The organism is Sinorhizobium americanum (genome assembly GCF_001651855.1).
Lineage (GTDB): Bacteria > Pseudomonadota > Alphaproteobacteria > Rhizobiales > Rhizobiaceae > Sinorhizobium > Sinorhizobium americanum.
Genome location: NZ_LNQC01000064.1, coordinates 17743 through 31468, shown reverse-complemented (window position 1 = coordinate 31468; position 13726 = coordinate 17743). Strand labels below are relative to the sequence as shown.

The window sequence follows — 13726 nt, the reverse complement described above, 5'->3', positions numbered from 1 at the left end:
GGACTGTGACGCCTAATGAACGATGTGACCGAACCGGATTCCGCGACGCTCGCCGAGCGGGCGAAGCTCGCTCTCGGTAGACGCAACCTCATTTTTATCGGGCTGATGGGGGCGGGAAAATCGGCGATCGGTCGGCTGACCGCACAGGCGCTCGGGATACCCTTCGTCGATTCCGACCACGAGATCGAACGGGTGTCGCGGATGACGGTGAGCGAGCTTTTCGCCGCCTATGGCGAGGAGGAGTTCCGTGCGCTCGAGGCGAGGGTGCTGAAGCGGTTGCTGAGATCGGGGCCGCGGGTCGTCTCGACCGGTGGCGGCGCCTATATCAACGAACGCTCGCGCCGGCAGATCAAGAAGGGCGGTTTGACCGTCTGGCTGAATGCGGATCTCGACGTGCTGTGGGAGCGGGTGAACAAGCGCGACACCCGGCCGCTCCTCAAGACGGAAAACCCCAAGCAGACGCTCGAGAACCTGATGCGGGCCCGCTACCCGATCTACGCCGAAGCGGACCTCGTGGTCCTGTCGCGCGACGTGAAAAAGGAGACGATGGTCGAGGAGGTCCTCGCCGCCATCGCCGACTGCAAGAAAGCCGAGATGCCATGATGAACCATGTGACGCCCGCCGAGCGAAAGGTCCGGGTGGACCTCGGAGACCGGTCCTACGACATTCTCATCGGCCCCGGCTTGATCGCCGCGGCGGGTAGGGAAATCGCCTCCCGCCTTAAAGGCCGCCGGATGGCGGTGATCACGGACGAAAACGTGGCACCGCGTTATCTGGAGCCGCTGATGGCGAGCCTTAAGGAGAGCAGCATCGATGCGGTCTCGCTCGTCCTGCCGGCGGGCGAGAAGACCAAGAGCTTCGAGCATCTGATCCCCGTGTGCGACGCCATTCTCGCGGCGAAGATCGAGCGCAACGATGCGGTGATCGCGCTCGGCGGCGGCGTGATTGGCGACCTGACCGGCTTTGCCGCCGGGATTGTCCGGCGCGGCTCGCGCTTCATCCAGATTCCGACCTCGCTTCTCGCACAGGTCGATTCTTCCGTCGGCGGCAAGACCGGCATCAACTCGCCGCACGGGAAGAACCTGATCGGCGTGTTCCACCAGCCGGATCTGGTGCTCGCCGACACCGACGTGCTCGATACGCTCAGCCCTCGCGAGTTCCGCGCCGGCTATGCAGAGGTTGCGAAATACGGCCTGATCGACAAGCCGGATTTCTTCGATTGGCTCGAGCGCAATTGGCAGGCGGTCTTTGCCGGCGGGTCGGCTCGCATTGAGGCGATCGCCGTCAGTTGCCAGGCGAAGGCCGACGTCGTCGCCGCCGACGAGCGCGAGAACGGCCTGCGCGCGCTGCTCAATCTCGGACACACATTCGGTCACGCGCTCGAAGCCGCGACCGAATATGACAGCCGCAGGCTCGTGCACGGGGAAGGCGTTGCGATCGGCATGGTGCTGGCGCACGAGTTCTCCACCCGGATGAACCTTGCAAGTCCGGACGATGCGCGGCGCGTCGAAGCCCACCTCCAGGCGGTCGGATTACCGACGCGCATGGCCGACATTCCCGGCGACCTCCCGCCGGCCGAGCGGCTGATGGAGGCGATCGCCCAGGACAAGAAGGTCAAGGGCGGCAAGCTCACTTTCATCCTGACGCGAGGCATCGGCCAGTCCTTCGTCGCCGACGACGTTCCGGCTTCCGAGGTGCTGGGCTTTCTCAAGGAAAAGCATCCGCGATGAGCATCGAGGCGGCATGGCTGTTCTTGGCGGAGCACTGGCTGTCGCTTCTCTCGGTCGTCTGCCTGTTGCTCCTCTCCGCCTTCTTCTCCGGTTCGGAAGCGGCCTTGACCGCAACCTCCCGGGCACGCATGCATTCGCTCGAGGTCAATGGCGACCGGCGCGCCGGCCTCGTCAACCGGCTGATCGAGCGGCGTGACCGGCTGGTCGGAACGCTGCTCCTCGGCAACAACCTCGTCAGCATCCTGGCCACCTCGCTGACGACCAGCCTGCTGATCGGCCTCGTCGGCAACTTCGCCGTGCTGATCGCGACGCTCAGCATGACGGTGCTGCTCGTCCTCTTCTGCGAGGTGCTGCCGAAGAGCTGGGCGATCGCCTCTCCCGATCGGTTCGCCCTTGCCGTGGCGCCCATGGTGAGGCGCTTCGTGGCGATCGTCGGCCCGATATCGGCACTTATAAATGGGATCGTGCGCCGCCTGCTGAACCTGTCCGGCGTGAATGTTTCCTCCGACCGGCCGATGCTTTCGGCCCAGGAGGAATTGCGCGGTGCCGTCGACCTGCTGCACCGGGAAGGGGCGGTGGTCAAGGCGGATCGCGACCGGCTCGGCGGCGTCCTCGATCTCGGCGAGCTCGAGGTATCGGACATCATGATCCACCGCACCGCCATGCAGGCGGTCAATGCGGAGGAGCCGCCGGAGGTCTGCGTCCGGGAGATCCTCGGCAGCCCCTTCACGCGCCTGCCGCTGTGGCGCGGCTCGACCGACAACATCATCGGCGTCGTCCATTCGAAGGATCTCCAGAGAGCGCTCGCCGAGCCGGGTGTCGAACCGCATACCGTTGACATCGTCAGGATCGCGCAGAAGCCATGGTTCGTGCCGGACACGACCAATCTCAAGGACCAGCTCAACGCCTTCCTGAGGCGAAAACTGCATCTGGCGATCGTCGTCGACGAATACGGCCAGGTTCAGGGCCTGGTCACGCTGGAGGACATTCTCGAGGAGATCGTCGGCGACATTGCCGACGAGCACGACCTCGACATCCAGGGCGTTCGACAGGAGGCTGACGGCTCGATCGTCGTCGACGGCTCGGTGCCGATCCGCGACCTCAACCGGGTGCTCGACTGGTCGCTGCCCGATGAGGAGGCGACCACAGTCGCCGGTCTCGTCATCCATGAATCCAAGAGCATTCCGGAGGAGCGGCAGGCCTTCACCTTCTACGGCAAGCGTTTCATCGTCATGAAGCGGGTGAAGAACCGGATCACCAAGCTGCGCATCCGCCCGGCCGAGGAGGAGGCGGCAGGGCTCTGAGGTCTACCAGCGGGTCGGTTCGCCGGGGGCAAACGGCTCGACGGCCAGGGCATGGAGACCGGCATCGAGTTCGGGCTTCAACAGGTCGTTGATGGCCCGGTGGCGCGCCACGCGGCTCATGCCGGCAAAGGCGCTCGAGATGATCCGGATGCGCAGGTGGGTTTCGCCGCCGCCGTCGAAGTCGGGCTGGTGGCCGGCGTGCAGATGGCTTTCGTTGATTACCATCAGCCGTTCGGGATGGAAGGCCTTCTGAAGCTTCTCTTCGATGCGGCTTTGCAGCGACATGCTTCCGTCCCATTTTCCTGTTGCTCTGGCGCCTCGATATAGCGTCGGCGATGCAAAATGCGCGCACAAAGCCAGCAACATTCCGCTTTGTCAATTCTTGTTGTGACCCGTCGCAAACCCCATAATGGCTGTCATGAAGCTCGATTCAAAATACTTCGATCGCATCCGCACGCGCCCCAAGGGGGCACAGGCGCGCGTGGAGCCGACTACGCCGACGTGCCAGTGGGACGGCTGCGACAAGACGGGCGTGCATCGGGCTCCGGTCGGCCGCAATGCCGAGGGCGAGTATTTCCTGTTCTGCTTCGAGCACGTGAAGGAGTACAACAAGGGATACAATTATTTCTCCGGGCTCTCGGACACCGAGATCGCCCGCTACCAGAAGGAAGCGGTCACCGGGCATCGCCCCACCTGGACGGTCGGCGTCAACAAGAATACCCGTAATGGTCCGACACAATCGCAGATGCGTTCCGGCAGCGCCGGCGCCCAGGCGCGGATGCGGGATCCGTTCGGCTTCTTCAATGAGGCGCGCGCCCGGCAGGCGCGGCACGAGCCGCGGTTGCGCAAGCTGAAGACGCTCGAGGCCAAGGCGTTCGAAACACTTGGGCTTGCTGCCTCGGCAACCTCCGCCGATATCAAGGCCGCCTACAAGGATCTCGTCAAGAAACACCACCCCGATGCGAATGGCGGAGACAGGGGCTCGGAAGACCGTTTTCGGGCCGTGATTCAAGCCTATCAATTGTTAAAACAGGCTGGTTTCTGCTAACAACGCGGATTAAGACAGAAAACACTTTTGCAGGCGAATGCGCGGCGGCCGTTCGGCGGCCGCTCTGGAGACATGATGAGCAAGATTGACCTCGACATTTCCAACCTCCCCGACACGACGATCTCGGTCCGGGAGGCTTTCGGCATTGATACGGACCTGCGCGTTCCAGCCTATTCGAAGGGTGACGCCTATGTGCCCGATCTCGATCCCGACTATCTTTTCGACCGGGAAACGACGCTCGCCATTCTTGCAGGCTTTGCGCACAACCGACGCGTGATGGTCTCCGGCTATCACGGGACCGGCAAGTCGACCCATATCGAGCAGGTGGCGTCGCGGCTCAACTGGCCCTGCGTGCGCATCAACCTCGACAGCCATGTCAGCCGTATCGATCTTGTCGGCAAGGATGCAATCGTCGTCAAGGACGGGCTGCAGATTACCGAATTCAAGGACGGTATCCTGCCCTGGGCCTATCAGCACAATGTCGCGCTCGTCTTCGACGAGTATGATGCCGGCCGGCCGGACGTGATGTTCGTCATTCAGCGGGTGCTGGAATCCTCCGGCCGCCTCACCCTGCTCGATCAGAGCCGCGTCATCCGCCCGCACCCGGCCTTCCGCCTGTTTGCCACCGCCAACACGATCGGCCTGGGCGATACGACCGGCCTTTATCACGGCACCCAGCAGATTAATCAGGCGCAGATGGATCGCTGGTCGATCGTAACCGCGCTCAACTACCTGGCGCATGATAAGGAAGTCGACATCGTCGCTGCCAAGGTGAAGGGCTTCACGGCCGACAAGGGCCGCGAGACCGTGTCGAAGATGGTGCGCGTCGCCGATCTCACCCGCGCCGCCTTCATCAATGGCGATCTCTCGACCGTGATGAGCCCGCGCACGGTGATCACCTGGGCCGAGAACGCCCACATTTTCGGCGACATCGCCTTCGCCTTCCGCGTGACCTTCCTCAACAAGTGCGACGAGCTGGAGCGGGCCTTGGTCGCCGAGCACTACCAGCGTGCCTTCGGAGTCGAGCTCAAGGAAAGCGCTGCCAATATCGTGCTGGAAGCGACTGCCTGAGTTCGCCCAGGCGCCGGCCCCGGCCGTACCGGGCCGGCTGTCGGGTAGATTGGTGATGCGCTCGGTATCAGCTGGACCTGGCTGAAGAAGGAACTGTCGTGAGCTCGAATTCCAAGGCGAAGCCGCAAACGAGGGAAAACGCCGCCGAGCCGTTCAAGCGGGCGCTTTCCGGCTGCGTCCGGTCGATCGCCGGGGATGCGGAGCTCGAAGTCGCCTTCGCGAACGAGCGCCCGGGGATGACCGGCGAGCGCATCCGGCTCCCGGAGCTTTCCAAGCGTCCAACCCGGCACGAGCTCGCCGTGGCGCGCGGTCTGGGCGATTCGATGGCGCTGCGCAAGGCCTGCCACAACGACCGCATCCATGCGACCATGTCGCCGCAGGGCGCCGATGCGCGGGCGATCTTCGATGCCGTCGAGCAGGCGCGGGTCGAGGCGATCGGGTCGATCCGCATGCCCGGCGTCGCCGACAATCTGTCCTCCATGCTGGAGGAGAAATATGCCAAGGCCAATTTCGGCGCGATCGAAGCGCAAGCGGATGCGCCGCTTGAAGAGGCGGTGGCGCTGCTGGTGCGGGAAAAGCTGACCGGCAAGAAGCCGCCGGCGGCGGCCGGCAAGGTGCTCGACCTCTGGCGCGATTTCATCGAGCAGAAGGCTTCCACCGACATCACGAACCTGCCGGCGGCGATCAACGACCAGCAGGCTTTCGCCCGGGTCGTGCGCGACATGCTCGCTTCGATGGATGTCGCAGAGAAATACGGCGAGGACGACATCGAGCCGGACGAGCAGGAAAGCGAAACCGACGAGGACCAGCCGCGCAGCCAGGAGCAGGACGAGAACGCCAGCGAAGAGGAGGAGGGGTCCGACGCCGCCCCCGCCGACGAAAACCAGTCTGCCGAAGAGCAGATGGAAGAAGGCGAGATGGACGGCGCCGAGATCTCCGACGACGACCTTCAGGACGAGGGCGACGAGGACAGCGAGACGCCCGGCGAGGTCAAGCGGCCGAACCACCCTTTCGCCGACCTGAACGAAAAGGTCGACTACGCGGTCTATACGCGCGAGTTTGACGAGACCATCACCGCCGAGGAACTTTGCGACGAGGCGGAACTCGACCGGCTGCGCGCCTTCCTTGACAAGCAGCTCGCGCATTTGCAGGGGGCCGTCGGCCGCCTCGCCAACCGCCTGCAACGGCGGCTGATGGCGCAACAGAACCGCTCCTGGGAGTTCGACCTCGAGGAGGGGTTCCTCGATACTGCCCGCCTGCAGCGGATCATCATCGATCCGATGCAGCCGCTCTCCTTCAAGCGGGAGAAGGATACGAATTTCCGCGACACGGTCGTTACGCTGCTGATCGACAATTCCGGCTCGATGCGCGGCCGGCCGATCACCGTCGCCGCCACCTGTGCGGACATCCTCGCCCGCACGCTGGAGCGCTGCGGCGTCAAGGTCGAGATCCTAGGTTTCACCACCAAGGCCTGGAAGGGCGGGCAGTCCCGCGAGAAATGGTTGGCGGGCGGCAAACCGCAGTCGCCGGGCCGCCTCAACGACCTGCGCCACATTGTCTACAAGTCGGCCGATGCCCCCTGGCGCCGCGCGCGCCGCAATCTCGGCCTGATGATGCGCGAGGGATTGCTCAAGGAGAATATCGATGGCGAGGCGCTAATGTGGGCCCATGACCGGCTGCTCGGCCGGCCGGAACAGCGGCGCATCCTGATGATGATCTCCGACGGCGCGCCGGTCGACGATTCCACCCTGTCGGTGAACGCCGGCAACTATCTCGAGCGTCACCTGCGGGCCGTCATCGAGCAGATCGAGACGCGCTCGCCGGTCGAGCTTCTGGCGATCGGCATCGGGCATGACGTGACCCGCTATTATCGCCGCGCCGTGACGATCGTCGACGCGGACGAACTGGCCGGCGCGATGACCGAGCAGCTTGCCGCCCTCTTCGAGGAAGAGAGGCATGGCCGCGTCGGAGGCCTGCGCCGGGCCGGCTGATCGGTTTGCCACGCCGCAAATTCGCCTGCATCTCCATCATCTGCTAGGAGGCTGCCCGTCCGTCAGCACCTGCGTCGCCTCCTTGGAAGGTTGTGCCTAGACCATGCTCCGCCGATCCCTTGCCGTTCTCTTCCTATTGGCGTCGACCGTCGCTGCGGAGGCGGAGGCACTCCGTGAGATCGTTCCGATCCACAGCCGGCAGATCTCGCAGTTCAAGGTCGGCTCGGACGCCACGACCTTCGGCAGGCTTGAATTCATCGGCGGCATCGAGATGACCTCGCCCAATGCGCTGTTCGGAGCGGTTTCGGCGATCCGCTTCCGGCCGGACGGCGAATCCTTCGTCGCCGTTCTCGATACCGGACATTGGGTCGAGGGCGCCGTTATTCGCGATGCGGCGGGCAGGCTACAGGGCCTGACCGACCTTGCCATCACCGCGATGACCGATGCCAATGGCGGGGCTCAGCTCAAGAAATGGAAGGTGGATTCCGAAGGGCTGGCGCTGCGCGACGCCGCGGTCATCGTCAGCTTCGAGCAGGCGGCGCGGGTCGACGTTTATCCGGACCCGGGTTTTGCCGCATCGCGGCCGATCGGCCAGATGAGCCTACCCTTTCCGGTCGAGGAGCTGCGCAGCAATGGCGGCCTGGAGACGATCGCAATTGCGCCGAAGGATGGGCCGCTCGCCGGCGCTGCCGTGATCGTCGCGGAACGGAGCGTCGATCCGTCCGACAATCTCCTGGCCGGCATACTCGACGGTCCGCTGCGGGGCGCCTTCGCGGTGGTGCGCAACGATCCCTATGCGGTGACCGACGGCGCGTTCTTGCCGAATGGCGATCTGCTCGTCCTGGAGCGCCGCTTCAATCTCGCCTCGGGACTCGGCATGCGCATCCGGCGGCTCGCCGCCGCCGATATCCGCCCGGGCGCCGTGGTCGACGGCGAGGTGCTGCTCGAGGCCGACATGGGCTACCAGATCGACAACATGGAAGGGCTCGATGTCGTCGTCCGGCCCGACGGCGAGACCCGGCTGATCCTGGTTTCCGACGACAACCATTCGATCCTCGAGCGCAACCTGATGCTCGAGTTTCGGCTGAGGGACGCTTACACCAACTGAAGCGCGACCGGGCCAAACCGGCCCGGTCTGTTCATCTCTTCAACTTCACGCGGTGGCCTTGACCGCCGGCATCGGCTTGATGACGCTCATCAGCGCGCCATAGGGCAGCAGAAGGACGATGCCGCACAGGATCTTCACCGCGAGGTCGCCGAGCGCCCAGGAGATCCAGCGCGGCGCTTCATCGGCGACGAGGCCGAGGAGCGGTGCTGCTTCGAGTGCGAAGCTGTCGTTCGGGCCGAGGAAGACGAAGAACGGTGCGAAGGCGAAGGAGAAGAACATCGCCGTGTCGAGGCCCGAGCCGATCAGCGAGCCGGCGAGCGGCGCGCGCCACCAGGTCTGACGCCGCAGCCGGTTGAATACCGAAATGTCGAGAAGCTGGCCGAGCAGGAAGGCCGAGCCCGAGGCGATCGCGATCCGCGGCGTCGCGGCGAAGAAGGAAAGCGCGACGGCGACCACGAAGCCGGCGACAACGACGCGGCGCGCAATGCGCGGGCCGAACTGGCGATTCGTGAGATCGGTGACCAGAAAGGCGAAGGGATAGCTGAAAGCGCCCCAGGTCAGGAGGTCGCCGAGCTGCATGCCAGCGATCGAGCCGGGCAGGGGATACTGCACGAGGATGTTCGACGCGACGACCACCAAGGTCATCAGCGCGACATAGACGAAGAACGTACGGTTGATCAGCATTTTTTTATCCTGGGAGATGCCACCAGTGAGAGGATCTTACCGAATGCAGGCACCGGCCGATGAATCGAACACGAGAAAAAGGCTTGCCGGATGGATCCGCAAGCCTTTCAAGCCGTGTTCGGAAAGGTTCCGGCGCCGATCAGGCGGCTTCGGCAGCCTTCTTGACGATCTGGCGGCGCAGCAGGCGGGCGCGCATGCTCAGCTCGTTCTCGTCGGCCTTCAGCAGGAAGGCGTCGAGACCGCCGCGGTGTTCGACCGAACGCAGAGCGGCAGCGGAGACGCGCAGCCGGAAACGCTGGCCGAGCGCGTCGGAGATCAGCGTGACATTGCACAGGTTCGGCAGGAACTTGCGCTTCGTCTTGTTGTTGGCGTGGCTCACATTGTGACCCGACTGGACGCCCTTGCCGGTCAATTCGCAACTACGGGACATGGTACACCTATTTTCTTTTCGCCGCCGGACAATGCGGTAGCGGGCCCAGAGCCCAGGCCGCGTTCCTACTGGCCATTATTGGAAAGTCGCGGTTCTATAGTCAGTGATGGCCTGCCAGTCAAGCCAAACCTGCGCTTTCCTGAAAATCCGTGCCTCGCCTAGGATTACCAAAAAATCAGCGCGGTTGCGAGCCGTCATCTTTCCGGCCGTGCCGTGCCGCGCTATCTCCTCCTGGCGCAGGCGGAATCAAGCCCTTGGTCTCGCTTGTGGAGTGATTGTGACGAACCGGGCGCAGAAATGCCGCAAACCGCTTGCATCTCAGGGGATTGCGGCAGGGCCGCGCCGGTCGTCGTCGAGAAGCAGAAAGACGCTGTAACATTTTGAGCTGCTGCATGGTTTCGTCCTTGAACCGGTTGCGCTTCACGGATCCTGCAGGAGATTGGCAATGGGGCTTTCGGGAATGATGTTGCGCACTGGTATTCGCGTGCCGGCACTCCTGGCCGCCGCGACGTTTTCCACAGCCTGCTTCGCTGCGGAGATCGAGCATCAAACGGACTACAGCATCGCGCTCGCCGGCCTGCCGCTGGCTCGGGCCTCGTTCCACACCGAGGTCGAACAGAATCGCTATACGATCTCGGGAACGTTGAATTCCGCCGGCCTGGTGAACATCATCAGCCCGACCGCCGGCCAGACGCGGGTTTCCGGGCTGATCGGCCGCGACCGTCTCCGGGCGACTCAGTATTCGATGTCCTATCGCAGCGGCAAGAAATCCCGGGCGATCAGCGTCAGCTTCCGCAACGGCAATGTGGTCCGCGCAAGCATGGTTCCGAAGCGCACGCCATTGCCGAAAAACTGGGTGCCGGTGACGAGCCGCGACATGCGCAACGTCCTCGATCCGCTCTCCGGGCTGATCATTCCGGCGACAAGCCGCGTCTGCCCCAATACGCTGCCGATCTTCGACGGCGAATCGCGGCTCGACATAAGGCTGTCGGCCAAGGGGACGCGCAACTTCAAAACCAAGGGCTTCGACGGCGAGGTGATCGTCTGCGGAGTCCAGTTTGTGCCGAAGGCGGGATACAGGAAGGGTCGCGAGGACGTCGAATATCTGCGCCGCCTGGCAACCATGGAAATCTGGTTCGCCAAGTCCGAGGCGGTTGACGTCTATGCCCCAGTTTATGTCCGCATTCCGACCAAGATCGGTCCCGTGACCGTGTCGGCGACGCGGTTTGGCGGGTAGTCACGCGAGCCGCTCGCCTCTTTCGAAAATCGCACGGGCGCGATACATCCAGGACAATTCGAAGGGCGGCGGTACGCGGCCGTACCGGTGCCGGGCGTCGCCTTCGAGGGATGCGTGAGGGGAAGTGGGATGAAGTTCAAGGCAACGCTGGTCGGTTTTTTGGCGATCCTAATGTGGTCACTGCTGGCACTCTTCACCGCGGCCTCCGGCCAGGTGCCTCCTTTCCAGCTTTCGGCGATCTGCTTCCTGATTGGCAGCCTGCCGGGCATCATCGTATTGGCGTCGAAACCCCAACGCCTCGCGCTTCTGAAGCAGCCGGCCAAGGTCTGGATCACCGGCATCGCCGGGCTTTTCGGCTACCATTTTCTCTATTTCACGGCGCTTCGGAATGCCCCGGCGGTGGAAGCCGGCCTGATCGCCTATCTCTGGCCACTTCTGATCGTCGTCGGTTCGGCGCTGCTGCCGGGTGAGAGGCTGCGCTGGTACCATATCGCCGGCGCGCTTGCGGGGCTCTCCGGTACCATCATGATCGTGGCACGCGATGGCGTCGCCTTCGACGACGCCTATGCGCTCGGCTATGGAGCTGCTCTCCTCTGCGCCTTCACCTGGTCCGGCTATTCGCTGATCACCCGGCGTTTCGGCGCAGTTTCGACCGACGTGGTGACCGGCTTTTGCCTGGCGACCTCGATCCTTTCCCTTCTCTGCCATCTCGGCCTCGAGACCACGGTCTGGCCGCAGACGTCCTTGGAATGGCTGGCGGTTGCGGGCCTCGGCCTTCTGCCGGTCGGCGCCGCCTTTTATGCCTGGGACTTCGGCGTCAAGAACGGCGACATTCAGTTACTCGGCGTTGCGAGCTATGCGGCGCCCGTGCTCTCGACATTGGTCCTCGTCCTGTTCGACTTTGCCGAGCCGTCCTGGCGGATCGCCTTGGCCTGCCTGCTTGTCACGGGCGGCGCCGTGCTCGCGGCGAAGGATATGATCCTCGGAAGCGGCGCGACAGCGACACAGGCGGCCGAGTAACACTCAATCTCGCGGCGGTTGCCAATCCGGTGCGGCCATCTCGAAGGCGGAAAAGTCGAAGCCCGGCGCGACCGTGCAGCCGACGAGCGTCCAGTCTCCGAGCGAGGTGGCCGATTGCCACCAGCCGGCGGGGACCACCCGTTGCGGCCGTTCGCCGCCAAAAAGGCCTGGCCCGAGCCGATGGCGCGCTGCTGGCCTGTCCGGTTCGGCAATGCTGAGTTCGAGCGGTGCCCCGGCGTAGTGATGCCAAACTTCGGCGGCGTCGCGGACGCGGTGCCAATGCGAGCGGTCGCCCTTTTCGAGAAGATAGTAGATTGCCGTCGAGTGACCGCGCCGCCCGCCGTCGGCATCGCGGAAGGTCTCGGCGTACCAGCCGCCTTCCGGATGCCTGACAAGCCCCAGAGTCTCGATGATCGTGGCCGCCGTCATCTCTCGCGCGGCGTTCATCAGAAATTGTCCTTGCGCTTGCGGATCTCCGCGAAGACGGCGGCATCGCTCGCCTTCTCCATTCCGAGGCGAGCGCGGATTTTCGAATCGGCGGCGCGCAGGAACGGGTTCGTTCTTTTCTCAAGGCCGATCGTCGTCGGCGCCGTGAAGCCGCCGTCCGAACGGGTCTCCTCGATTTCGGCGGCGCGCTCTTTCAGCGCAGTGTTTTCGGGATCGATCGTCACGGCGAAATGAGCGTTCGACAGCGTGTATTCGTGGCCGAAAAAGACCGCAGTATCGTCGGGAAGCGCCATCAGCCGGTTCAGCGACTGCCACATCGTCTCGGCCGTCCCTTCGAAGAGCCGCCCGCAGCCGAGCGCGAACAGCGTATCGGCGGCGAAGAGCAGCTTGTCCTCCGGGAGATGGAAACAGATGTGCCCCGCCGTATGACCGGGCGTTTCGATCACTTCGACCGGACGACCGGAGAATTCGAAGCGCTCCCCATGCGCCACTTGCTTGTCGATGCCGGGAATCTTCGACGCCTCGCCCTTGGGGCCGATGATCGTCACGCCGAAGCGTTCCTTCAGGCTGACATTTGCCGCGACATGATCGCCATGGTGATGGGTCGTCAGGACGTGGGTGAGGCGCCAGCCGCGCCGCTCCAGCGCCTCGAGGATCGGTTTCTCTTCGGGTGCGTCGATTGACGCCGTGGCGCCAGTTTCCGGATCGTGGACCAGAACGCCGAAATTGTCGCTACGGCAGAGAAAGAGGTCAAGTTCGAGCGCGGCCATGGCTTGGTCCTCCCTTGGAGCATGCGGCGGGCATTCGGGGTGCCTGTTTCCAGTCTAGCCGAATGTAGCGAGCATCGCCTTGAAGTCTACCGCTTCAAAGCTAACATGTTGCGCATGCATACAGATATCGTCGATCTCCGCCAATTCTATCATTCCGAGCTCGGCCGGATGGCGGAGCAAGCCGTCAGCATGGCGATCGCTTCCCTCTGGGCGCGCATGCCGGAAGAGCGGCTGGTCGGCCTCGGCTACGCGGTTCCCTATCTCGAGCGTTTCCGCGCCGACACTGAACGTACCTTCGCCTTCATGCCGGCCGGCCAGGGGGCAGTGAACTGGCCGGTTGCCGAACTCTCCTCCACCGCGCTCGTCTTCGACGAGGAACTGCCGCTGCCGGATGCCTCGATCGACCGGGTGCTGATGGTCCATGCGCTGGAATTCGCCGAGAGCCCGCGCGAGACGATGAAGGAGATCTGGCGCGTCCTTGCTCCCGGCGGGCGGCTCGTCATCGTCGTGCCGAACCGTCGCGGCGTGTGGGCGCGGATGGAACACACGCCTTTCGGTTCCGGAAGGCCCTATTCGCGGGGACAACTGACTGCACTTTTGCGCGAGACCAACTTCACGCCGGGAGCCAGCTCCGAGGCGCTCTTCTTCCCGCCATCGAGAAGCAAGATGATCCTGCGCCTGCGCCACGGTCTCGAGCGGTTCGGCCGCTCGCTCTGGCCGGTTTTTTCCGGGGTGATCATCGTCGAGGCGCAGAAGCGGCTCTATCAGGGCCTGCCGGTGGCGGCGCGCGCCTCGCGCCGCGTCTTCGTCCCGGTGCTGGCGCCGCATGGCGTTCCCAGCACCCGCATTTGGGCGTCAGAGATCAAAGCTCCGTAAGCGCGGCAGC

Annotated in this window: 15 protein-coding genes; 10 read left to right on the top strand and 5 right to left on the bottom strand. The window is 64.1% G+C overall.

Annotation, left to right across the window (positions count from 1 at the left end):
• Nucleotides 1-15: 15 nt before the first annotated feature.
• From ATC00_RS19040 to ATC00_RS19030, 3 genes are read left to right on the top strand one after another with little or no spacing between them, the layout of a single operon-like run.
• On the top strand, nucleotides 16-603 hold the full coding sequence (locus ATC00_RS19040) for a shikimate kinase (protein ID WP_064253975.1): 588 nt from the start codon (nucleotides 16-18) through the stop codon (nucleotides 601-603).
• Nucleotides 600-1730, top strand: coding sequence for a 3-dehydroquinate synthase (aroB, locus tag ATC00_RS19035; protein WP_082912426.1), 1131 nt, complete (start codon nucleotides 600-602; stop codon nucleotides 1728-1730). The genes ATC00_RS19040 and aroB overlap by 4 nt, the downstream gene beginning before the upstream one ends.
• Nucleotides 1727-3034: an HlyC/CorC family transporter gene (locus ATC00_RS19030; RefSeq protein ID WP_064253974.1), complete on the top strand. Its 1308-nt coding sequence runs from the start codon at nucleotides 1727-1729 to the stop codon at nucleotides 3032-3034. Before aroB ends, ATC00_RS19030 begins: the two co-directional genes overlap by 4 nt.
• 3 nt (nucleotides 3035-3037) lie before the next feature.
• On the opposite strand, the gene ATC00_RS19025 is transcribed toward ATC00_RS19030, so the two are convergent.
• On the bottom strand, nucleotides 3038-3319 hold the full coding sequence (locus ATC00_RS19025) for a BolA family protein (RefSeq protein WP_037388609.1): 282 nt from the start codon (nucleotides 3317-3319) through the stop codon (nucleotides 3038-3040).
• Nucleotides 3320-3443: 124 nt separating this feature from the next.
• Between ATC00_RS19025 and ATC00_RS19020 the strand changes: the two genes are divergently transcribed.
• From ATC00_RS19020 to ATC00_RS19005, 4 genes are all read left to right on the top strand, one after another.
• Nucleotides 3444-4082, top strand: a complete 639-nt coding sequence (locus ATC00_RS19020; protein ID WP_037388607.1) for a J domain-containing protein — start codon at nucleotides 3444-3446, stop codon at nucleotides 4080-4082.
• Between the two features lie 75 nt (nucleotides 4083-4157).
• The gene (gene cobS / locus ATC00_RS19015) at nucleotides 4158-5153 is read left to right on the top strand and encodes a cobaltochelatase subunit CobS (protein ID WP_037388605.1); all 996 of its coding nucleotides are present in this window, start codon (nucleotides 4158-4160) and stop codon (nucleotides 5151-5153) included.
• A gap of 98 nt (nucleotides 5154-5251) precedes the next feature.
• Complete coding sequence (cobT, locus tag ATC00_RS19010; RefSeq protein WP_037388602.1) at nucleotides 5252-7144, top strand: cobaltochelatase subunit CobT; 1893 nt, start codon at nucleotides 5252-5254, stop codon at nucleotides 7142-7144.
• A gap of 103 nt (nucleotides 7145-7247) precedes the next feature.
• Nucleotides 7248-8252, top strand: coding sequence for an esterase-like activity of phytase family protein (locus ATC00_RS19005; protein ID WP_064253973.1), 1005 nt, complete (start codon nucleotides 7248-7250; stop codon nucleotides 8250-8252).
• Nucleotides 8253-8297: 45 nt separating this feature from the next.
• On the opposite strand, the gene ATC00_RS19000 is transcribed toward ATC00_RS19005, so the two are convergent.
• Nucleotides 8298-8936 (bottom strand): VUT family protein, encoded by a 639-nt coding sequence (locus ATC00_RS19000; RefSeq protein WP_064253972.1) that lies wholly within the window; start codon nucleotides 8934-8936, stop codon nucleotides 8298-8300.
• 139 nt (nucleotides 8937-9075) lie between these two features.
• Nucleotides 9076-9366 carry a 50S ribosomal protein L28 gene (gene rpmB, locus ATC00_RS18995; RefSeq protein ID WP_012709220.1) on the bottom strand — a complete coding sequence of 97 codons (291 nt, stop codon included), beginning with the start codon at nucleotides 9364-9366 and terminating at the stop codon, nucleotides 9076-9078.
• A 445-nt stretch (nucleotides 9367-9811) separates the two neighbouring features.
• Here rpmB and ATC00_RS18990 point away from each other — a divergent pair, with 445 nt between their 5' ends.
• Together ATC00_RS18990 and yddG are read left to right on the top strand one after the other, a co-directional pair.
• Nucleotides 9812-10603 (top strand): DUF3108 domain-containing protein, encoded by a 792-nt coding sequence (locus ATC00_RS18990; protein WP_161951930.1) that lies wholly within the window; start codon nucleotides 9812-9814, stop codon nucleotides 10601-10603.
• A 129-nt stretch (nucleotides 10604-10732) separates the two neighbouring features.
• Nucleotides 10733-11623, top strand: a complete 891-nt coding sequence (yddG, locus tag ATC00_RS18985) for an aromatic amino acid exporter YddG (RefSeq protein ID WP_037388595.1) — start codon at nucleotides 10733-10735, stop codon at nucleotides 11621-11623.
• Nucleotides 11624-11626: 3 nt separating this feature from the next.
• On the opposite strand, the gene ATC00_RS18980 is transcribed toward yddG, so the two are convergent.
• Together ATC00_RS18980 and gloB are read right to left on the bottom strand one after the other, a co-directional pair.
• Entirely contained in the window at nucleotides 11627-12070 is a 444-nt protein-coding gene (locus ATC00_RS18980; protein WP_064253971.1) for a cupin domain-containing protein, read from the bottom strand.
• A complete protein-coding gene (gloB, locus tag ATC00_RS18975) occupies nucleotides 12070-12840 on the bottom strand; it encodes a hydroxyacylglutathione hydrolase (RefSeq protein ID WP_064253970.1) in 771 nt (256 codons plus the stop codon). Before gloB ends, ATC00_RS18980 begins: the two co-directional genes overlap by 1 nt.
• Nucleotides 12841-12945: 105 nt before the next feature.
• Between gloB and ATC00_RS18970 the strand changes: the two genes are divergently transcribed.
• The gene (locus ATC00_RS18970; RefSeq protein ID WP_064253969.1) at nucleotides 12946-13716 is read left to right on the top strand and encodes a class I SAM-dependent methyltransferase; all 771 of its coding nucleotides are present in this window, start codon (nucleotides 12946-12948) and stop codon (nucleotides 13714-13716) included.
• Nucleotides 13717-13726 lie beyond the last annotated feature (10 nt).

Bases quoted from the DNA above. Each gene is read 5' to 3' on its own strand.
- ATC00_RS19040 (WP_064253975.1), top strand. From the start codon at position 16: ATGAACGATGTGACCGAACCGGATTCCGCGACGCTCGCCGAGCGGGCG.
- aroB (WP_082912426.1), top strand. From the start codon at position 600: ATGATGAACCATGTGACGCCCGCCGAGCGAAAGGTCCGGGTGGACCTC.
- ATC00_RS19030 (WP_064253974.1), top strand. From the start codon at position 1,727: ATGAGCATCGAGGCGGCATGGCTGTTCTTGGCGGAGCACTGGCTGTCG.
- ATC00_RS19025 (WP_037388609.1), bottom strand. From the start codon at position 3,319: ATGTCGCTGCAAAGCCGCATCGAAGAGAAGCTTCAGAAGGCCTTCCAT.
- ATC00_RS19020 (WP_037388607.1), top strand. From the start codon at position 3,444: ATGGCTGTCATGAAGCTCGATTCAAAATACTTCGATCGCATCCGCACG.
- cobS (WP_037388605.1), top strand. From the start codon at position 4,158: ATGAGCAAGATTGACCTCGACATTTCCAACCTCCCCGACACGACGATC.
- ATC00_RS19005 (WP_064253973.1), top strand. From the start codon at position 7,248: ATGCTCCGCCGATCCCTTGCCGTTCTCTTCCTATTGGCGTCGACCGTC.
- ATC00_RS19000 (WP_064253972.1), bottom strand. From the start codon at position 8,936: ATGCTGATCAACCGTACGTTCTTCGTCTATGTCGCGCTGATGACCTTG.
- rpmB (WP_012709220.1), bottom strand. From the start codon at position 9,366: ATGTCCCGTAGTTGCGAATTGACCGGCAAGGGCGTCCAGTCGGGTCAC.
- ATC00_RS18990 (WP_161951930.1), top strand. From the start codon at position 9,812: ATGGGGCTTTCGGGAATGATGTTGCGCACTGGTATTCGCGTGCCGGCA.
- yddG (WP_037388595.1), top strand. From the start codon at position 10,733: ATGAAGTTCAAGGCAACGCTGGTCGGTTTTTTGGCGATCCTAATGTGG.
- ATC00_RS18980 (WP_064253971.1), bottom strand. From the start codon at position 12,070: ATGAACGCCGCGCGAGAGATGACGGCGGCCACGATCATCGAGACTCTG.
- gloB (WP_064253970.1), bottom strand. From the start codon at position 12,840: ATGGCCGCGCTCGAACTTGACCTCTTTCTCTGCCGTAGCGACAATTTC.
- ATC00_RS18970 (WP_064253969.1), top strand. From the start codon at position 12,946: ATGTTGCGCATGCATACAGATATCGTCGATCTCCGCCAATTCTATCAT.